This window comes from Pseudothauera rhizosphaerae (genome assembly GCF_004801305.1).
Taxonomy (GTDB): domain Bacteria; phylum Pseudomonadota; class Gammaproteobacteria; order Burkholderiales; family Rhodocyclaceae; genus Pseudothauera; species Pseudothauera rhizosphaerae.
In genome coordinates this window covers 239,521-260,453 of record NZ_SSOD01000003.1, presented here as the reverse complement: position 1 = coordinate 260,453, position 20,933 = coordinate 239,521, and the positions used below count along the sequence as shown (strand labels likewise).

The 20,933-nt window shown below is 63.9% G+C and carries 14 protein-coding genes; 6 read left to right on the top strand and 8 right to left on the bottom strand.

The features are described from left to right. The first annotated feature begins 169 nt into the window (after positions 1-169). Entirely contained in the window at positions 170-2,815 is a 2,646-nt protein-coding gene (locus E6O51_RS04995; RefSeq protein WP_136383868.1) for a glycosyltransferase family 2 protein, read from the top strand. A gap of 40 nt (positions 2,816-2,855) precedes the next feature. On the opposite strand, the gene E6O51_RS04990 is transcribed toward E6O51_RS04995, so the two are convergent. Continuing rightward, positions 2,856-3,782 carry a LysR family transcriptional regulator gene (locus tag E6O51_RS04990; RefSeq protein ID WP_136383867.1) on the bottom strand — a complete coding sequence of 309 codons (927 nt, stop codon included), beginning with the start codon at positions 3,780-3,782 and terminating at the stop codon, positions 2,856-2,858. A 105-nt stretch (positions 3,783-3,887) separates the two neighbouring features. On the opposite strand from E6O51_RS04990, the gene E6O51_RS04985 reads away from it, so the two are divergent. The 5 genes from E6O51_RS04985 (at position 3,888) to E6O51_RS04965 (ending at position 11,549) form a co-directional block, all read left to right on the top strand. After that, entirely contained in the window at positions 3,888-4,664 is a 777-nt protein-coding gene (locus tag E6O51_RS04985) for a ferredoxin--NADP reductase (protein ID WP_136383866.1), read from the top strand. A gap of 163 nt (positions 4,665-4,827) precedes the next feature. Beyond that, positions 4,828-5,865, top strand: coding sequence for a cytochrome-c peroxidase (locus tag E6O51_RS04980; protein WP_136383865.1), 1,038 nt, complete (start codon positions 4,828-4,830; stop codon positions 5,863-5,865). Continuing rightward, positions 5,862-8,480 carry an EAL domain-containing protein gene (locus tag E6O51_RS04975; protein WP_136383864.1) on the top strand — a complete coding sequence of 873 codons (2,619 nt, stop codon included), beginning with the start codon at positions 5,862-5,864 and terminating at the stop codon, positions 8,478-8,480. Before E6O51_RS04980 ends, E6O51_RS04975 begins: the two co-directional genes overlap by 4 nt. Positions 8,481-8,539: 59 nt before the next feature. Beyond that, entirely contained in the window at positions 8,540-10,204 is a 1,665-nt protein-coding gene (ettA, locus tag E6O51_RS04970; protein ID WP_136383863.1) for an energy-dependent translational throttle protein EttA, read from the top strand. Between the two features lie 130 nt (positions 10,205-10,334). Continuing rightward, positions 10,335-11,549, top strand: a complete 1,215-nt coding sequence (locus E6O51_RS04965) for an ATP-binding protein (RefSeq protein ID WP_136383862.1) — start codon at positions 10,335-10,337, stop codon at positions 11,547-11,549. Between the two features lie 68 nt (positions 11,550-11,617). Here the strand turns inward: E6O51_RS04965 and E6O51_RS04960 are convergent, their stop codons facing one another. The 7 genes from E6O51_RS04960 to E6O51_RS04930 all read right to left on the bottom strand — a co-directional run bounded on the left by E6O51_RS04960 (position 11,618) and on the right by E6O51_RS04930 (position 20,914). Beyond that, complete coding sequence (locus E6O51_RS04960) at positions 11,618-11,914, bottom strand: DUF2059 domain-containing protein (RefSeq protein WP_136383861.1); 297 nt, start codon at positions 11,912-11,914, stop codon at positions 11,618-11,620. Positions 11,915-11,970: 56 nt separating this feature from the next. Next, entirely contained in the window at positions 11,971-12,426 is a 456-nt protein-coding gene (locus E6O51_RS04955; RefSeq protein WP_136383860.1) for a DUF2846 domain-containing protein, read from the bottom strand. A 393-nt stretch (positions 12,427-12,819) separates the two neighbouring features. Next, positions 12,820-13,116, bottom strand: a complete 297-nt coding sequence (locus E6O51_RS04950) for a colicin immunity domain-containing protein (RefSeq protein WP_136383859.1) — start codon at positions 13,114-13,116, stop codon at positions 12,820-12,822. After that, positions 13,116-15,986, bottom strand: coding sequence for a DUF637 domain-containing protein (locus tag E6O51_RS04945; RefSeq protein ID WP_136383858.1), 2,871 nt, complete (start codon positions 15,984-15,986; stop codon positions 13,116-13,118). The genes E6O51_RS04950 and E6O51_RS04945 overlap by 1 nt, the downstream gene beginning before the upstream one ends. A 247-nt stretch (positions 15,987-16,233) precedes the next feature. Beyond that, positions 16,234-16,857, bottom strand: coding sequence for a hypothetical protein (locus tag E6O51_RS04940; protein WP_136383857.1), 624 nt, complete (start codon positions 16,855-16,857; stop codon positions 16,234-16,236). 86 nt (positions 16,858-16,943) lie between these two features. Continuing rightward, the gene (locus E6O51_RS04935; protein ID WP_136383856.1) at positions 16,944-17,447 is read right to left on the bottom strand and encodes a hypothetical protein; all 504 of its coding nucleotides are present in this window, start codon (positions 17,445-17,447) and stop codon (positions 16,944-16,946) included. 542 nt (positions 17,448-17,989) lie between these two features. Next, entirely contained in the window at positions 17,990-20,914 is a 2,925-nt protein-coding gene (locus E6O51_RS04930) for a hemagglutinin repeat-containing protein (protein WP_330997909.1), read from the bottom strand. Positions 20,915-20,933: the final 19 nt, after the last annotated feature.

The following is a 20,933-nucleotide window of genomic DNA, read 5'->3' as shown; positions in this document are numbered from 1 at the left end:
AAGGCGTAGACTGCCGATCGCCGAGACCGGGTGGTGCTGCGTGTGCATTCTTCCACAAAGCGTTTCGGCGCGGATGTTGCAATGCGCAACCTCCGCTTCCAGACTTCGAGCGACGACGCACACGGTACCGCACCGCTACAACCTTGGTCATACATATACAGAGGCCTCGATGAAACAAACCGCATCGCTGATCTACCGTGTGGTGGTCGCGACAGCGATTGCAGCCCTGGTTGCCTACGCGCAATACGGACTGTGGCAATACTTCAACCGCGGCGCCGAACTCATCGGCAGCGCGCAGAGCATCAAGGGCTTCGCCTACACGGGCTTCCAGCGCGACCAGAGCCCGCTGGCCGGCACCTACCCCACCGCCGAGCAGGTCGGCGCCGACATGGACCTGCTGGCCACTTCGGCCGATGCCATCCGCACCTATGGCGTACGTGACATTCCGGCGACGCTCACCGAAGCCGGCGAACGGGATCTACTGGTCACCGCCGGGGCGTGGATCTCCACCGATCAGACTGAAAACGAACGCGAAGTGGGCGCGCTCATCGACGCCGCGCGCAAGATGCGCCACATCGAGCGCGTCATCGTCGGTAACGAAGTGCTGCTGCGCGGCGATCTGGAACTCGACGAACTGATCGTCCACCTGGACCGCGCCCGCAAGGCGCTGAAGAAGCCGGTCTCCACCGCCGAACCCTGGCACGTGTGGCTGAAGAACCCCGAGCTGGTGCGCCACGTGGACTACATCACCGTACACCTGCTGCCCTACCACGAGGGCATCCCGGTCGAATCCGCGCTGGAATACGCCTTCCTGCGCTACGACGAACTGGCGCGCACCTTCCCGAACAAGCGCATCGTCATCGGCGAAATCGGCTGGCCCAGCCGCGGCCCCACGCTCGCCAGCTTCGACGGCGCCACCCAGGCCGTGGCCTCGGTGGAGAACCAGGCCCGCTTCATCCGCGAACTGCTCGCCCACCCGCGCACCGCGCGCCTGGACTACTACCTGATGGAAGCCATCGACCAGCCCTGGAAGGTGGAAGTGGAAGGCTGGGCCGGCGCCTACTGGGGCCTGTACAACGCCGACCGGGAGCAGAAGTTCGCCCTCGAAGGCGTGGTGGTGCGCGATCCCCACTGGCAGAAGAAGGCCAGCACCGCTGCCGCGCTGGCCCTGCTGCCCATGCTGCTGGTGGCCTTTTTCCTGTCGGACTGGAACGTCTTCGGCCGCATCTTCCTCGCCGGCCTGATCCAGGCCTGCGTGTCCACGCTGATCATCGGCATCAGCGTGCCCATCGACTACTACCTCAACCAGCGCGACCTGGTCGGCCTCACCCTGCTGATCGCCGCCACCGTGCTCACGGCCGCGGTGCTGCTGTCCCACGGCTTCGAGTTCGGCGAAGTGCTGTTCAAGCGCCGCTGGCAGCGCCGCTTCATGCCGCTGCCGCCCCACGCGCCGGCAGACCAGCCCTTCGTCTCCATCCACCTGGCGTGCCACAACGAGCCGCCGGAGATGGTGATCGCCACCATCGACAGCCTCGCCAAGCTCAACTACCAGAACTTCGAAGTTCTCATCCTCGACAACAACACCCGCGACGAGGCCAAGTGGAAGCCGCTGGAAGTGCGCTGTGCCGAACTCGGCCCCCGCTTCCGCTTCTTCCACCTGATGGATTGGCCCGGCTTCAAGGCCGGCGCGCTCAACTACGGCCTCCAGGTCACCGATCCGCGCGCCGAGGTGGTGGGCGTGGTGGACGCCGACTACGTGGTCGATCCGGACTGGCTGGCCGGCCTGATCCCCCACTTCGACAAGCCCGACGTGGCCGTGGTGCAGGCGCCCCAGGCCCACCGCGACTGGGAAACCCACCCCTTCCGCCGCATGTGCAACTGGGAGTTCGACGGTTTCTTCCGCATCGGCATGCACCACCGCAACGAACGCAACGCCCTGATCCAGCACGGCACCATGACCCTGGTGCGCCGCCTGGCGCTGGAGGAAGTGGGCGGCTGGTCCGAGTGGTGCATCTGCGAGGACACCGAACTGGGCCTGCGCCTGATCGAGAAGGGCTACGACACCCGCTACGTGGACCACATCTACGGCCGCGGCCTGACGCCCTCGGACTTCGCCGCCATCAAGAGCCAGCGCTTCCGCTGGGCCTTCGGCGCGATGCAGATCCTCAAGCACCACATCCCGCAGATGCTGGGCAAGAGCCGGCTCAACCTGGCCCAGCGCTACCACTTCCTGACCGGCTGGTTCGCCTGGCTCGGCGACGCCCTGCAACTGGTGTTCGCCCTGGCCAGCCTGGCCTGGACGCTGGGCATTCTGCTCTTCCCCAAGGCCTTCGGCCTGCCGGTGACCGCGCTCGCGCTGCCGGTGCTGGCCTTCATGGCCTTCAAGGCGGCGCTCGGCCCCATCCTCTACCGCCGCACCATGGACTGCCCGTGGCGCGACATCCTGGGCGCCTCCGTCCTCTCGGTGGGCCTCGCCCACGCCATCGCCCGCGGCGTGTTCGCCGGCCTGTGGAAGAAGCACGGCACCTTCGTGGTCACGCCCAAGGGCTGGAAGGCCAAAGGCGCGCTGGCCTTCTTCGGCCCCATCCGCGAGGAGCTGACCCTGCTCTCCCTGCTGCTGGGCGGCATCGCCGCGATCCTGTGGGCGCATGGCACCGCCCAGATCGAGACCCGCCTGTGGGTCGGCATCCTGGGCCTGCAGTGCATTCCCTACCTGGCCTCGATCGCCTGCCAGGTGGCGGCCTACATGCCCGAACGCGGCAGCCCGCCGCCGTCCAAGGCAGGGTCGGCGACCACGCCCGCGCTGCAGCCGTAACAAAGCCGTCCGGCCTACGGGCCGGCGCGCCGGCTCCTCCTCACTTCACCGGCGGCAGCGGAATCTCGTGGCTGTGGCGTGCGCCGGCGGTCATGCGCCGGCACGCGTCGAGGAAGGCGCGGATCGCCGCGGTGTGGTACTTGCCGCGGTGCCAGACGAAGTTGAAGCGGCGGGCCAGGTCGAGCTCAGGCGCCTCCAGCGCTACCAGGCTGCCGCGGCGGAAGGCGTCGCGCAGCGCCAGCCGCGAGATGCAGCCGATGCCCAGCCCGCTTTCCACCGCGCGCTTGATCGCTTCGGTGTGTTCCAGTTCCAGGCGCACCTGCAGGCCGTCCGGCCAATGGCGCAGCGCCTGCTCCAGGGTTTCGCGCGTGCCGGAGCCGCGCTCGCGCAGGATCCAGGCCTCGCGCGCCAGCTCTTCCAGGCTCACCGTGGCCCGCCCGGCGAGTGCATGGGTGGGCGCGCAGAACGGCACCAGCTCGTCCTCCACCCAGGGCTCCACCTCCAGCTCCGGGGCGTCCGCCCGGCCCTCGATCAGGCCCAGATCGATCTCGTAGCGCGCCACCTGGGCAACGATGGTGGCGGTGTTGTGTACGGTGAGCGCCACCTGCCCGGCCGGATGGCGCTGCAGGTAGTCGGCCATGATCAGCGGCGCGAGATAGTTGCCGATGGTCAGTGTCGCGCCCACCTTCAGGCTGCCGGGAGCATCGTCCGCGCGCAGCAGCGCTTCCAGTTCCTGCGCGCGATCGAGCAGTTCCACCGCCCGCGGCAGCAACTGGCGGCCGAGTTCGTTGAGCCGCAGGCGCTTGCCCACGCGGTCGAACAGCGGCCGCCCGAACTGGTGCTCCAGCTCGGCCAGCGCCGCGCTGGTGGCCGACTGGGACAGGGCCAGCGCCTCGGCCGCGCGGGAGACGTTCTCGCCGCGGGCGATGGCCACGAAAACCTCGATCTGGCGCAGCGTGAAACGCATATCGATTCAGCAACTATGGGATACGCGAATTATCCATCAAACAGATATGCGATGGGGCCTAGAATTCCACGCGATCCGAATTCCCGAACCAGAGCACAACCCGTCATGAGCAACCTCGCCACCGAACGCGTCATCAGCGTGCACCACTGGAACGACACGCTGTTCAGCTTCCGCACCACCCGCAATCCCGGCCTGCGTTTCGAGAACGGCCAGTTCGTGATGATCGGGCTGGAGGTCGATGGCCGTCCGCTCACCCGTGCCTACAGCATCGCCAGCCCCAACTACGAGGAACATCTCGAATTCTTCAGCATCAAGGTGCCCAACGGCCCGCTCACCTCGCGCCTGCAGCACCTGCGCGAAGGCGACCCCATCGTCGTCAGCAAGAAGCCCACCGGCACGCTGGTGCTGCACGATCTCAACCCGGGCAAGCGTCTCTACCTGCTCGCCACCGGCACCGGCCTCGCCCCTTTCCTGAGCGTGATCCAGGACCCGGAAACCTACGAACGCTTCGAGAAGGTGGTGCTGATCCACGGTGTGCGCTACGTGTCCGAACTGGCCTACGCCGACTTCATCACCGAGATGCTGCCGCAGAACGAATTCTTCGGCGACGCGGTGCGCGAGAAGCTGCTCTACTACCCCACCGTGACCCGGGAACCCTTCCGCAACCAGGGCCGGCTCACCGAACTGCTCGACAGCGGCAAGCTCAATGACGAGCTCGGCCTGCCCCGGCTCGATCCTGCCCACGACCGCGCGATGATCTGCGGCAGCCCGGCCATGCTGCAGGACTGCTGCGAACTGCTCGACCGGCACGGCTTCCTCATCTCGCCGCGCATCGGCGAACCCGGCGACTACGTCATCGAACGCGCCTTCGTCGAACGCTGAATCGCCCTCTCCCGCCACGCCCGGCGCAACGCCCCGCAATGGGCAGCCCACACTGAGCGCAATCACCGGCAGCGGGTAGAATACCGGCCGCCTCACCGGCGTCGGGGTCAATTTCCTTGATACGCCTCAAGAATGGTGAGTCGGTCAAGGATATGATTCGCCGGTGATCCCTCGCAGCCCCCATCTCGCCATTGCCGCACTCCTGTCGGCCTTTGCCGCGGCGCTCGTCTTTCTGACCTGGCGCGAATCCCCGCCCGCGTCGATTCCGCCGGCCACCACGCCGCCCATGTCCGACGCGGTGCGCCGCCTGGAACCCATTTCCCCGCTACCGCGCATGGCCGAAGCGGTGGACAGCGGGCGTGCAGCGCTGGGCGAACGGCTCTTCCACGACCCCCTGCTGTCCCACGACCGGAGCATTTCCTGTGCGAGCTGCCACCCGCTCGACCGCGGGGGCATGGACGGGCTGCCGCGCTCGCGCGGCGTCGGCGACGCGGAAGGCGTGATCAATACCCCCACCATCTTCAACACCCGCTTCAATTTCGTGCAGTTCTGGGACGGTCGCGCGGCCACGCTGACGGAGCAGGTCGCCGGCCCCATCCACAACCCGGTGGAGATGGCCTCGAACTGGGACGAAGTCGTCGCCCGCCTGTCCGCCCACGAGGACTACCGCGCCGCCTTCGCGCGCCACTACCCGGGGCAGCGCATCGCGGCGGAAACCGTGGCCGACGCCATCGCGCACTTCGAACGCACGCTGATCACTCCCGATTCCCGTTTCGACCGCCACCTGCGCGGCGAAGCCGACGTACTCAGCGCCGATGAACGGGAAGGCTACGCACGCTTCAAGAACCTGGGCTGCGCGAGCTGCCACCAGGGCGTGAACGTGGGCGGCAACCTGTTCCAGCGTTTCGGCGTGGTGGGCGACTACTTCGCCGACCGCGGCGAGCCGACCGAGGCCGACCTGGGACGCTACAACGTCACCGGCGAGGAAACCGACCGCCACGTGTTCAAGGTGCCCAGCCTGCGCAACGTGGCGCTCACCGCCCCCTACTTCCACGATGCCGGCGCCGCCACGCTGGAAGAGGCCGTGGACATCATGGCGCGCTACCAGCTCGGCCGCACGCTCACCGACGAAGACCGCCAGCTCATCGTCGCCTTCCTGCACACCCTCACCGGCACATGGCGCGGCGAGCCGCTGAAATGAGCGCTGCGTCACGCCCCTCGCCCGAGCGCGCCATCCTCGGTGTGGCACGCTCCCGCTTCGTGTGGACGCTCGCCGCCATCGCCGCGGCCGCCAGCCTGCTGAGCTGGCTCTTCCTGCAGGCCGACGCCATCGACACGCGCGCCCACCAGGAATACAGCCGCGAACTGCGCCTGCTGCGCCAGGCAGACGCCGAACTCAACGCCGCCATCCTCGCCAGCCGCATCGGACTGCAGACCGACTTCGACACCATCGTCGCCGCGGTCGCCGCGCTCGAAGGCATCATCGACCGGCTCGACCACATCCCCGCCTTCCTGCCCATGGAAGACCACCTGCGCGTGCACGACGAGATCGCCGGGTTCCGCGCCGCGCTGGCCCACAAGACCCGCCGCATCGATCTGTTCAAGCGCGAGAACGCGGTGCTGCGCAACTCGCTGGCCTTCCTGCCCCTGGCCACCGACGCCGTGGTGGGCGACCCCAACGCATCGATTGCCTACACCCGCCCGGTCGGCATCTTCGTGCGCGGCGTGGTGACCCACGCCCACAACGGCGACATGGATCTCGGCCGCCAGCTCGCCCTGCGCCTGGGCGATCTGGAAAACCACATCGACAGCCTGCAGGGGCCCGAACGCGACCGCCTGCGCAACGTGCTGCTGCACGGCCGCGTGGTGCTGGAGCGCAAGCCCGCGGTGGACACGCTCACGCGCGAAATTCTCGCCATCCCCACCGCCTCGCTGGGCGAAACGCTCAACCTCAGCTACGCGCTCGGTTACGAACGCGCCTCGCGCCACGCCCACAACTACCGCACCGTGCTCTACGTGCTGGCGCTCGCGCTGGCGGGCTATCTCGCGCTGGCGATGCTGCGCGTCGGGCGCACCTCCCATGCGCTCGCGCAGGCCAACCGCGACCTGGAAGAGCGCATCGACGCCCTGCACCGCGCGCAGAACGACCTCAACCTCTACGCCACGGTATTCACCAATGCCGCCGAAGGCATGACCATCACCGACGGCGAGGCGCGCATCGTGGCCGTCAATCCCGCCTTCACGCAGATCACCGGTTACGCCCTGGACGACATCGCCGGACGCACGCCCGCGGTGCTCGGCTCCGGCCGCCAGGACAAGACCTACTACCGCGAGATGTGGGCCACGCTGGCACGCGAAGGCCAGTGGCAGGGTGAAATCTGGAACCGCCGCAGCAACGGCGAGGTGTACCCGGAGTGGCTGTCCATCACCGCAGTATTCAGCGCAGACGGCTCGCCCGCACACTACATCGGCATCTTCTCCGACATCACCGAGCGCAAGGCGGCCGAAGCGCGCATCCACCACCTCGCCCACCACGACCCCCTCACCAACCTGCCCAACCGCATCCTGCTGCAGGACCGCCTGGAGCAGGCCATCCTGCAGTCGCGGCGCAACCGCCGCCATGCGGCGGTGCTGTTCATCGACCTCGACCGCTTCAAGCTCATCAACGACACCCTGGGCCACGAAGTGGGCGACGGCCTGCTCATCCAGGTGGCCAACCGCTGTCTGGGCGAAGTGCGCGAAACCGACACCGTGGCACGCCAGGGCGGCGACGAATTCGTCATCGTGCTGCCCGTACTGGACCACCCCCAGGATGCCGCCACGGTGGCGCGCAAACTGGTGTCCGAACTGGGCAAACCCTACCGCCTCGGCCCGCACGAACTCACCGTCACCGCCAGCATCGGCATCGCCGTGTACCCGGACGACGGGCGCAACGCATCGGTGCTGCTGCGCAATGCCGACGCCGCCATGTACGGCGCCAAGAGCGACGGGCGCAACGGCTTCCAGTTCTATTCCACCGACCTGAACACCGCCTCCCTCGGCGAACTGCTGCTGGAGAACCAGTTGCGCGGGGCGCTGGACCGCCGCGAACTGCTGCTCTACTACCAGCCCAAGGTCAGCGCCGCCTCCGGCCGCGTCACCGGCGCCGAAGCCCTGCTGCGCTGGCAGCACCCGGAACTGGGCCTGCTCAGCCCGGGACGCTTCGTGCCCGCCGCCGAAGAAGCCGGCCTCATCGTGCCCATCGGCGAATGGGTGCTGCGCACCGCCTGCCGCCAGTTGCGCGAATGGCTGGACGGCGGCCTGGAACCGGTGTGCGTGGCGGTCAACCTTTCGGCCCAGCAGTTCGCCCACCAGGACATCGTCGGCCTGGTGCAGAAAGTACTGGAAGAAACCGGCTTGCCCCCCGCCCTGCTCGAACTGGAACTCACCGAAACCATGCTGATGCGCGACGTCGAGCACACCACCGAGGTGCTCGGCAAGCTGCGCGCCCTCGGCGTGCGCCTCGCCATCGACGACTTCGGCACCGGCTATTCCTCGCTGGCCTACCTCAAGCGCTTCGACGTCCACGTGCTCAAGATCGACCGCAGCTTCGTCAACGACATCCGCAGCGACGGCGCCGACGGCACCATCGCCGCCGCGGTCATCGCGCTGGCCCACAGTCTGGGCCAGGAAGTGGTCGCCGAAGGCGTGGAAACCGAATGCCAGCGCGACTTCCTCGCCCGCCACCGCTGCGACCTGTTCCAGGGCTACCTCTTCGGCCGCCCCATGACGGCGGAAGACTTCGCCGGCCAGATCGGCGCCGTCGCCCACGGCTGAACGCCGCCGCGGGCGGTGGTATCCTCCCGCCTTTCCTTCGAAACCCCGGATTGCGCACCATGGCCCAGTACGTCATGTCGATGCTGCGCGTGAACAAGACCGTTCCGCCCAAGCGTCAGATCATCAAGGACATCTCCCTCTCCTTCTTCCCCGGCGCCAAGATAGGCCTGCTCGGCCTCAACGGCTCCGGCAAATCCACCGTGCTGCGCATCATGGCCGGCGCGGACAAGGAATACGACGGCGAAGTACAGTGGCAGCCCGGCGTGCGTATCGGCTACCTGCCCCAGGAGCCGGAACTCGACCCGGCCAGGACGGTGAAGGAAGAAGTCGAATCCGGCCTCGGCGAAATCATCGAGGCACGCAACAAGCTCGAAGAAATCTACGCCGCCTACGCCGAGCCTGACGCCGACTTCGACAAGCTCGCCGAAGAGCAGGCCAGGTACGAAAACATCCTCGCCGCCGCCGGCAACGACGTGGAAAACCAGATGGAGATCGCCGCCGACGCCCTGCGCCTGCCGCCCTGGGACGCCGTCATCGGCAATCTTTCCGGCGGCGAAAAGCGCCGCGTCGCCCTGTGCAAGCTGCTGCTCTCCAAGCCCGACATGCTGCTGCTGGACGAACCCACCAACCACCTGGACGCCGAATCGGTGGACTGGCTGGAACAATTCCTCACCCGCTTCCCCGGCACCGTCGTGGCCGTCACCCACGACCGCTACTTCCTCGATAATGCCGCCGAATGGATCCTGGAACTGGACCGCGGCCAGGGCATCCCCTGGAAGGGCAACTATTCCAGTTGGCTGGACCAGAAGAGCGAACGCCTGGCCCAGGAGGCCAAGCAGGAAGCCGCCCACATGAAGGCCATGAAGCAGGAACTGGAATGGGCGCGCTCCAACCCCAAGGCGCGCCAGGCCAAGTCCAAGGCCCGCCTGGCCCGCTACGAGGAAATGGCCAGCGTCGAATACCAGCGCCGCAACGAGACGCAGGAAATCTTCATCCCGCCCGGCGAACGCCTGGGCGACAAGGTCATCGAGTTCAACAACGTATCCAAGGGCTTCGGCGACCGCCTGCTCATCGACAAGCTCAGCTTCCAGATCCCGCCCGGTGCCATCGTCGGCGTCATCGGCCCCAACGGCGCCGGCAAATCCACCCTGTTCAAGCTGATCCAAGGCCTGGACCAGCCGGACAGCGGCGAAGTCGTCGTCGGCCCCACGGTCAAGATCGCCGCCGTGGACCAGAGCCGCGCCGGGCTGGCCAACGACAAGACCGTATTCGAAGCCATCGCCGACGGCGCCGACGTACTCACCGTCGGCCGCTTCGAAATGCCCAGCCGCGCCTACATCGGCCGCTTCAACTTCAAGGGCGGCGACCAGCAGAAGATCGTCGGCAACCTCTCCGGCGGCGAGCGCGGGCGGCTGCACCTGGCCAAGACCCTCATCGCCGGCGGCAACGTCCTGCTGCTGGACGAACCCTCCAACGACCTGGACGTGGAAACCCTGCGCGCCCTCGAAGACGCCCTGCTGGAATTCGCCGGCTGCGCGCTCGTCATCAGCCACGACCGCTGGTTCCTGGACCGCATCTGCACCCACATCCTGGCGGCGGAAGGCGATTCCCAATGGACCTTTTTCGCCGGCAACTACCAGGAATACGAGGAAGACAAGAAGAAGCGCCTGGGCGAGGAAGGCGCCAAGCCGAAGCGGATCCGGTACAGGCCGATCACGCGCTGAGGGCCATGCCCGCCGCCGCCCCAGGGCACGGCGCACGCCCGGGGGCCGCGCATGTCGCGGCTCTTTTTATCTCGGCCTGCGCAAGCCATTTACGTCTAAAATGCAAAGCCATTGCATTTTAGACGTCGCCATGCAGAAACCTCGCACCCTGGCCCCCTTCATCACCCAGGCATCCGCCCACTTTCCGGTCCTGCTGCTCACCGGCCCCCGCCAGGTGGGCAAGACGACCCTCCTCAAGACCCTGGCTCGACCGGATCGGGGCTACGTGACGCTGGACGACCCCCTGCTGCGGGAACTGGCCCAACATGATCCCGGGCTCTTCCTGCAACGCTTCGCGCCCCCCTTGCTGATCGACGAAGTGCAGTACGCTCCCGGCCTGCTGCCCCACATCAAGATGGCGGTCGATACGGCAGGACGGCCAGGAGACTACTGGCTGACGGGCTCCCAGCCCTTCGTGCTGATGCAGGGCGTAACCGAATCGCTGGCCGGCCGCGTGGCCGTCATCAGGCTGCTGGGCCTTTCGTGGGCCGAACTGCACGGCAGAGCGGTGCAGCAGCGCCCATTCCTGCCGGGTCCACGGCACTTCGACGACACCCCGCCCAGCCCCGATCTGCTCACCCTGTACCGGCACATCTGGCGCGGCAGCTTTCCGGCCGTGGCCCTCGATGCCGCACTGGACCGGGATCTGTTCTACGGCTCTTACGTGCAGACCTACCTGGAGCGGGACATCCGCAATCTCACCCAAGTGGCCGATCTACAGACCTTCACCCGTTTCTTGCGCGTCGCCGCAGCCCGTAGCGGACAGATGCTCAACATGGCCGAAATGGCCCGCGACGTGGATGTAGCCCCCAACACCTGCAAAGCCTGGCTGAGCGTGCTGGAGGCCTCCGGGCTCGTCTATCTGCTGCACCCCTGGCACAGCGACACCACCAAACGCCTCATCAAGACGCCCAAGCTCTATTTCCTGGATACCGGGCTGGCGGCCTATCTCACCCAGTGGAGCAGCCCTGAAACGCTGGAAGCCGGCGCCATGTCCGGCGCCCTGTTCGAAACCTGGGTGGTGACGGAAATCCTGAAAAGCTGGTGGCACAACGGCAAACGCGCGCCGCTGTACTACTACCGCGACAAGGACCAGCGGGAAATCGATCTGCTGATCGAGCAGGACGGCACCCTGTTCCCGGTGGAAATCAAGAAATCCAGCGCACCGGGCCGCGACGCCACACGCGTCTTCGCCGCCCTGAACACGCTGGGCATGCCCGTAGGCCATGGCGCCGTAGTCGCGCCGGTGGCAACGGAGGTGCCATTGAATACGCGAGTAAGCGTACTGCCGATCGGTGCCATCTGAGAGGCATGAGAGCGCAATAGTGAAAAGAGGCCAGACCTTTTCTTGCAAGCCGGGTTATTGCCCACAAATCATTTCTGCTGCATCTGCTGAAGACGCTCGGCCTCCGCCTTGATCATCGCCTGGAGTTCGTGGATGTTGTTCTGCACGCGGGTGGCACCGAGCCTCGATCCTTGCGCCATCACATCCGGGAGCTTCCGGATGACCTTTTTTCCGACCGCCGAACCATAGAAGACATTGATTTCCGGGCCAACGCCGGATGCAGAGGATTGAAAATCAGCGTGGCACTGATTACCCAGGCAAGAGCCCGATTGATTCGGGTGCGCAGCTTCACCGGAAACCACATAAACCCCAAAGGGGTGGGTCATTCGAGTTCTTTTGAGAAAAATCACCCCACCCCCTTTGTTACTCAACCTGCCCGTTATTAACTACCGCATTTCCCAGACTGCGCCATGTTCAGCTTCGCAACATCCGCCTTGCCTTGCTCTTCCGAAACTTCTTCCAGATCAGCACCACCAACGAAAGCGCCCATCTTGATGAACTGCCGGATGAAATAATTTTTCCCTGCAACAAACATTAATTCCAGCGCATTCGGAGAGAATTCAGACTCCGTCTCGATCTTGTGTTTCTCTCCGCCCTTTACCTCGGTATAGAAAAAGACATCGGGCGCACTCTCTCCAACGCACTCGCCATCGATCCACAGGTCTTTCTTCAGCGATTTGCCAGCAAAACTGTTCCGGTAAAGATAAACGCCGGCCTGCCCTGCACTCGGCGGGTCAAAGCGTTTGGCCTTGTCCGATGCCTCCTTCGAAGCCATGTCGACGGATGCGCAGCCAGTCATCAGCATGGCTACGAGGGCGAGGATGGTAAATTTGCTCATGAAGATACCTTTCAGTGGATGGTGGTGGATAAAAATGTAGATAACGCTAAAAACTCAGCCAGCTGGTTGACCTGCTCCGTGGGCGAGATCGGGTGGAGGCTGCGGGCTCAATGCGACGCCGGAGATCGTGGCCGACGCGACGCCAGACCGTGCCGGCATGGCACCTGCAACGGTGGGCGGTTGATCCGGGAGCGCTGGTCCACAGAAACTACACTGATCCGCAAGGGGCAGAGTCATTCAAAGTCATCTGAAAGGAAATCACTCTGACCCTTTTGGTTTTCTCGACGACTGATGGGGTCACGCTTTGTTGTTCCCGACCGAGATCTCCTCGTAGCACTTGATGATGGTGTTCCGATCATCATTCGAGCGCCTTTGAAATATTTATCTTTATATTCATTTAGAATTTTCGAAATATATAAGCACTGACAGTCGATTTGCTACGTTCTGAACTTTCTCGCGAAGCCCTTTTTCATCAAGGTAGAACTCAGGGTTCTCGTCGAGCAATTCTTGGTCTGTGGTGAATGAGTCTACATCACCAAAAAGCTCGTCAAGAAGATTAAACAGTGGCTCATTCAACCTTCCTTCATTTTTGAATCTATCAAAGTAGGTTACCCTGAACTCATCGACCGATATTGCACCGTCAAGGAATTTCTTGAGTAGTAACCCGTATTCGACAGCAGCATTGCTCATCAACCGCCTCCCAGCTTTCCGGTAGTCAACACGTGCTCTAGTTGCTGTGGACTCAACCTCCAGCCAGACAAAAAGTTACCCGAAGAATCTCGAATGACATTCAAACCGGTGCTTGGATCGACATGGTGGGTTACCGGATTGCCACGATACGTCCCTTTGATCGCACGAGTACCGGCAGCATCAACATGTGATTGCAGCGCCGAACCAAACTCTGACAATGTCTTGTTGTTCGCATTGCCGCTGATGCCAAAGTCCTTCGCGTGCTTGAAGGCATGTTGAAGTTGCGATCGTGTAAAGCTAAGCCCCTCTGCCACGCCCTGTGCAACATTCCCCTTATTCAAAAGACTCGCAATCCACCCCGAAATCGTACCGCTATTCTTCACCGCACCGGCCAGTCCTCCAACGACACTGGCCCCGGCACCCACAAGCTCAGCCCTCTCGATGAAATCCAGCCGCTGCTGTTCCGACGCGGTCGGTATGTACAAGACGTCCCTGAGCCCCGGAGACAGCGTGAACATGTAGTCATTGACGAAGGCAAGAGCTTCGGGCTTGACCTCCTCGAAGCCGATCCCGTGTTGTGCCTCGGCCTCCATCGCAGCCAGCACATCCTCGGTCGTCAGTCCGACAAAACGCAGGTCGCACTGCTCCGGCCTGCTCTTGCAGTGATCCAGCGCCTGCTCGGCAACAGTACCTGCGTCCTTGTGCAATTCGTGGTTGTACTGCGTATCGTAGTTGGCAATATCCGCAGCCAATTGCGGATCGCCCTCCGAGACCGCCGACGACACCGCCCCGACCAGTTGCGAAGCCATGGACAGCAATTCCGGATCATGGTCCACCAGCTCCGCCAGATGATGGACCAGCGTTTCGTTGGCCCCGGCTGCCAGCGCTCCCGTGGCGAAGTCCCCCGTGGCCGCCTGGCTGATCAACCCACCCACCAAGGCTTTCGCCGCGATCTTCTCGATGCTGCCGTTTTCCAGTCCGAGGTTGCCCACCTGGTTGAAGGCCGCAGCCGACACGGTATGCACCGCCGCCGAAGTCAGCGCCTGGGCCAGGTTGTCGCTGAAGCTGCCGCCGTTGATCGCCGTGCCGACCCCGGCCGAGACCACCGCCCGCGTGCCCTGGTAGGCGGCAAACCGGCCTACGCCTGCCACGGTGTTGAGGTCGAACCCCGAGGCCGTGCCGGTGGCCGCGTTGGTCTTGGCGCCGAAGGCCTTGTCGATGTAGCCCGCAGTAATGCCGGCCACGATGGCGCTGGTCGCGTAGCCCTTGAGCGCGTCTTCCGAGAGACTCAGTTCGAGCGCCTCACCCAGGTCGCCGCCGCTGTTGATGGTGTTGATGGCCATGTTCGACATGGCCGAGGTCGCCGCCGCGGTCAGGGCCGCGTTGCTTGCGGTGCCCACGGCTGCATTGGTGAGGGTGGCAACCGCGCCGCTGGCCGCGCCCCAGGTAAGCACCGTCACCACGATGGCGATCACCAGCGCCAGCCCCGCGCCCAGCCCCGAATGGCTGTACTTGAAGCTGTCGTGCACCTCCTTCACGCGCTGCCAGTCCACGTCCCCGCGCGCTTCCATCTCCTTCAACCACGCGAGCTGCGGTTCGGCTTGCACCAGCGCGTCGATGGTCTGGGTGACGGTCTGCGCATTGACTTCCTTGACGTCGATGCTGATCCGCCCCGCGGCCCGGATCGCCAGTTCGCCACCGGCCACCAGTTCGCTCTGGCGCAGGGTCTCGTCCGTCTTGCCCTTGCCCTTGGCCGAGGTCCACGCCCAACTGCTGCTGCTCTTTTCGTGGCTTTCCTGCTTGAGGTCTTTCACGCCCTCGAAGGCGATCTCACCGCCGGACTCCAGCGTGAGGTCGCCGAGGCTCGCGAGCTTCGCCACCTGGTAGGTTTGATCGCCCCCGCTCTCGAGGGTGAGGTCCGTGCCGGCGCTCACTTGGCTGCCCACCTGGGTGACGGTGGTCACTTCGTCGCGCCGCGTCTTCTTGCTGCCGAAGCTGCCCTTTTTCTTCTTGTCGTACAGGGTGTAGTCCTGGTTCGCGGCCGCGAGCAGGGCGAGCTCGCCGCCCGCGTAGAGGTAGGCTTCCTCGCCCGCCTGCGCGGCGCTGGCCACCACGGTGAGGTCCTGTCCGGCCGCCACGGTGAGGTTGCCGCCGGCTTGCACTTCGGTTTGCTGCTGGCGCACGCTCAGCGTTTCTCTGTGGATCTTCTTGCTGCTGCCCTTGTAGCGGTAGTCGGTGTGGGAGACGTCGGCGGCGGCCGCGAGCGTCGCGTCGCCTCCGGCCAGCAGCAGGGCGTCGCCGCCCGCCTTCACCTGGCTGGCGATGACCGCCAGGTCACCGCCCGCCACCATGGCCAGACTGCCCCCGGCGCTCACTTCGGCGCCCAACTGGGTGACGTGCTCGCTCGTGCGCCGGGTGCGCGGGGTGCGGGCAACGCTGCTTTGCCGGTCTTCGGCCGCGGCGATGACGAGGTGCCGCCCGGCCGACAGGTCCATGGCGCCGCCGGCGCCGAGCACGCTGCCCACGTTGTAGAGGTCGCGCCCGGCCGACAGGGCGAGGTCCCCGGCCGCTTCGATGCGCGCGGCCGCGTCGACCAGGCTGTGGGTGAAGGTCAGCCCGCTGGCCTGGGCCGTGAAGGCCGTGACCGTGCGTTCGTTGATCAGATCCCCGCTGAGCGCGGTGACGTCCACGTCCCGCCCCGTGAGGAGGCCGCCGCGGGTGTTGATCACGCTGTCGGCCGCCAGCACGGAGAGCCGACCGACCGCTTCCATCAGCCCCCCATTGACGACGAGACCGGCGGTGGCCGACAGGTCCTCCGTGGCCCGCAGCGTGCCCCGGTTGGCGAGCGTGCCGCCGCTGATCAGGTCCACGTCCCGGCCCTGGATCAGCGCGCCACCACCGCTTCGCGGATCAGGCGCTGCTCATATAGGCCGTCGCCCAGGCGGTGTCGCCGTCTTCTCCCAAGAGACCCCGCAGGTAGGGTTCGGATGCCAGAGGCAATGCCCATTATCGTTTGCCGATTGTTAAAGAACTTCAGAATTTCGGGTTTTCACTCAAGACACCCATACGTCCAGGAGCAAAATTACTCCGACTCCTTTGAGTCTTTGACTCTCTGGGCTATTGTTTCACCGGCTTCACGGCAAAAGCATTGATCCTTCCCACTGGATAAGCCTGCATGTGCACGAGCACGGGCACAACCGGAGTGTTCGATCCCGGCATCAGCAGATTGTCGAAGACGATCGTCTGGCCGAGATACTTGTTGTCGGCAAGTACGATCAAGTAATAAACCCCAGCCTCGGGTGCGACGCCCGACATGGTGATGCGAATGTATCCGACCACGGCCTGAATCGCGGACGGACGAGACGAGAGTACAGCGCCGTCCTTGGCGACTACCATCGCATAGGGCTTGAGTGCGTATTTAAGAAAGCCAAAACAGCCATTCACGCAGAGAGACGTAACCTGAAAGTTAAAGGGTTCACTTTGCTGCAATGGGATGGAGAACACCCGGTAGTTGGAGGGAATTCCATCCACCAACATTCGCGGTTCATTCACCGTAATCTGCCATTGGGGTGGCATCCAGCCCGGATTAACTGGCAAGGGCTCAACGCTCGCATTACGGACGGCCTCCATAGGAGTTGTCGCCAGAGGCGTGCTGCTGTAACTGACCTGCTCCCTGAAAACCGTCTTGGGATTGGCCGCGCACGCCGCAAGCACGAAGGCAAGGCTCCCATAGCCAAGCATCCTGAGCAGAGTTCTACATCCTCTGCGCCAAAAAAACGAAAATCCCCCCCTACACTCGTGGATGCCGGCTTCGAGTCCTGTCCGTCTCATTTCTCGGAAGCAAACTGACCCGCGTATCTCCGGGATATCGGCGAATGTTGGATATGTATCGAGAGATCGCCCGCCTTCACCGGAATCGGCCTCTGCGACGGGATCAAAGCGCTCGACCGAACAATCGTATCCTCCCTCATCCGTCTGATATCGATACGGTTCCATCTGTTGTACCCATTATACATTTTACATGCAAGATGGGGATAGTCACCGCTACGCCCGACACATTCCGTCACCAAGTTCGTCAACTGCGCGTGAAATCCACCACCGTACTTGACGTGATAGCCACCGCCCTGCACCGACTGAATCTCGACAAAGCCGATTTCATCCTCACGCCCGCCGGTATCAGTAATCAGAATCCGTCTATCCTTGAAAAACGCTATGACTTCCTGTGTCTCCGCAGCATGAAGCCTCACCTGCTCCTCGTTCAACACTATCTTGTCTGAACTTGCGCAGGCGGTTAGCAGCACCGTCAGCATTGTAAAATGCATGTACTTCATTCACATATCCTTCCACTAATGGTTAGCAATCTACCAAAAAGACGCATCGATGTAATCGAACAGACCGTGACCATCTGACTCAAAAAAACAGCTTACACAAATATGGATAACCCACATCGACCGCTCTTATATCAATTATCAAAGGCAAATTCTGTCAGCCAACAACTCCCAATAACCACGATAAGTCGTGACAAAAAACCTTTAACTCTTAGTACAAGCCTGTCGCGGCTCCTCCTCCCCCTCGAAGCGCCATGAGATTATGGTGCCATCTGGACTGACGAGCAATGAGTACAGACAGTACTGTGTCCAACGAATATAGTAACGAGTATTCGGAGGCTCTTGCTCCATATGATAGTAAATCGCCTCCCCCTCTGGAATAAAAGCTCTGTATCTTGTTCCTTTTTCACTCCTGTTTTTCTTTGTATCGAATTTTGTTCCAATCATCCCATCTATATCTTCTTTCCAATACCCATGATATGAGCACCCCCCAACAAGGAACAAGCATATCAACATCGATGAAATCGATATTACCTTCGTACTTTTCATCTATCATTTCCTCGTGATTGATCGACCACTGGCTTTAGCCAATAGTATTGGCTAGCAAAACTGCCATAGTTCAGCATTATGGCAGGGGGCATTGTTCCAATATTCGTTATCATGTTCGTCATTTTATTTACATCCAACCAATTCATCCAAGTGTCGTGCAGTGTAGCAAATGAATTGAATCCAGGAACTGCGTTCAGAGCATTACTAATAGGCGTTCCATGACAAATAGCCAATAAAGATGTACACACCCTATTTAGCCCGATATTTTTCCCCGCCATTTCTACCCCATCAACAACAACTTTCGGCACCCGGTAAAAACCTTCTTCCGGTATTTGGGTAAATTCAGGCCCATCGGGCCGATCCACCCCGGGCCGAATATCAGCTTCACTACCCACCCAATACTGGTACGCCTCTCCCGCCAGTCCAATACCGGCCACGGTCGCCCAATCCTCAGGGCTGTCCGCACCAGTCAGAATCCCCTTAGCAGCGGTATTGAGTGCATAAGCCTTGGCACGTTCGGGCAGATCGGTCAGTATCGTGTTGCCGTTTTCCGTTGTCGTGCGGCCCCACATATCCGTGTACGCCCCCAGGCCGGCGATCGCTGCGGCGCTTGCATAGCTCTTCAGGGCATCGTCCGAGAAACTCTGTTCCAGAGCCTTGCCAATGTCCCCGCCGTTGTTGATGGTGTTGATGGCCACGTTCGAGGCGGCCGAGGTCGCCGCCGCCGTCAGCGCCACGTTGGCCCAGCCGGCCGGGACTGCCGCCACAGCGGCCGTCGTGGCCGTGGCGGCGGTGGCCGGCACCGCCGCGGCCATCGCGCTGCCGGCTGTCGCGCCCGAGCCGAGCCACGCGCTCACGTAGGGCCCGACCACCACCGCCGCCACGATCGCCACCACCAGCATCAGCCCCGGCCCCATGCCCGAATGGCTGTACTTGAAGCTGTCGTGCACCTCCTTCACGCGCTGCCAGTCCACGTCCCCGCGCGCTTCCATCTCCTTCAACCACGCGAGTTGCGGTTCGGCTTGCACCAGCGCGTCGATGGTCTGGGTGACGGTCTGCGCATTGACTTCCTTGACGTCGATGCTGATCCGCCCCGCGGCCCGGATCGCCAGTTCGCCACCGGCCACCAGTTCGCTCTGGCGCAGCGTCTCGTCCGTCTTGCCCTTGCCCTTGGCCGAGGTCCACGCCCAACTGCTGCTGCTCTTTTCGTGGCTTTCCTGCTTGAGGTCCTTCACGCCCTCGAAGGCGATCTCCCCGCCGCTGTCCAGCGTGAGGTCGCCGAGGCTCGCGAGCTTCGCCACCTGGTAGGTTTGATCGCCCCCGCTCTCGAGGGTGAGGTCCGTGCCGGCGCTCACTTGGCTGCCCACCTGGGTGACGGTGGTCACTTCGTCGCGCCGCGTCTTCTTGCTGCCGAAGCTGCCCTTTTTCTTCTTGTCGTACAGGGTGTAGTCCTGGTTCGCGGCCGCGAGCAGGGCGAGCTCGCCGCCCGCGTAGAGGTAGGCTTCCTCGCCCGCCTGCGCGGCGCTGGCCACCACGGTGAGGTCCTGTCCGGCCGCCACGGTGAGGTTGCCGCCGGCTTGCACTTCGGTTTGCTGCTGGCGCACGCTCAGCGTTTCTCTGTGGATCTTCTTGCTGCTGCCCTTGTAGCGGTAGTCGGTGTGGGAGACGTCGGCGGCGGCCGCGAGCGTCACGTCGCCTCCGGCCAGCAGCAGGGCGTCTTCGCCCGCCTTCACCTGGCTGGCGATGACCGCCAGGTCACCGCCCGCCACCATGGCCAGACTGCCCCCGGCGCTCACTTCGGCGCCCAACTGGGTGACGTGCTCGCTCGTGCGCCGGGTGCGCGGGGTGCGGGCAACGCTGCTTTGCCGGTCTTCGGCCGCGGCGATGACGAGGTGCCGCCCGGCCGACAGGTCCATGGCGCCGCCGGCGTCGAGCACGCTGCCCACGTTGTAGAGGTCGCGCCCGGCCGACAGGGCGAGGTCCCCGGCCGCTTCGATGCGCGCGGCCGCGTCGACCAGGCTGTGGGTGAAGGTCAGCCCGCTGGCCTGGGCCGTGAAGGCCGTGACCGTGCGTTCGTTGATGAGGTCCCCGCTGAGCGCGGTGACGTCCACGTCCCGCCCCGTGAGGAGGCCGCCGCGGGTGTTGATCACGCTGTCGGCCGCCAGCACGGAGAGCCGACCGCCCGCTTCCATCAGCCCCCCATTGACGACAAGACCGGCGGTGGCCGACAGGTCCTCCGTGGCCCGCAGCGTGCCCCGGTTGGCGAGCGTGCCGCCGCTGATCAGGTCCACGTCCCGGCCCTGAATCAAGGCCCCGGTCGGCGCCAGCCGCCCTTCGGCCTGCGCCAGGTAGAGCACCGGTACCAGCACTTCCTCCCCATTCACTTCCATCGCTTCCAGCCACACGATGTCGTGCGTGAGGGCGGCCACCTGCTCGGCCGTCAGCCCCACCCCCACCGAGAGGTCGAGCGCTTCCTTGCTGGCAATGGCGTTGTCCATCAGGTAGCGGTACAGGGCTTCGTCCGAGGTGAGCCCCGCCAGAAACCGCTGCCCGGTGCGCGCCACTACCGCTTCACGGATCAGGCGCTGTTCGTACAGGCCGTCGCCCAGGCGCCGCCACGTGGTGTCGCCGTCCTCGCCCAGCAGATTCAGCAGGTAGTCCGAGCCGAGGAAGTTGGCCAGCTCGGTGAGCACCGGGTTGGCTTTGATGAGGGGGCCGGGCGACGGGCCTTCGGTGAGCAGGAACAGCCCATTCTGGCCGCTGGGAAGGCTGAAACCGGGCAAGGTCAGCGGGTTGACCGCCTGCTGGGAAAGATCGGCAAAAGTCGCCATCCGGGCGAACGCAGGATGCAAAGGGTTGGCGATCAGCGTGATGCTGATTACCCAAGCGAGGATGCGGTTGATCCGGGAGTGCTGGTCCACAGAAACTACGCTGATCCGC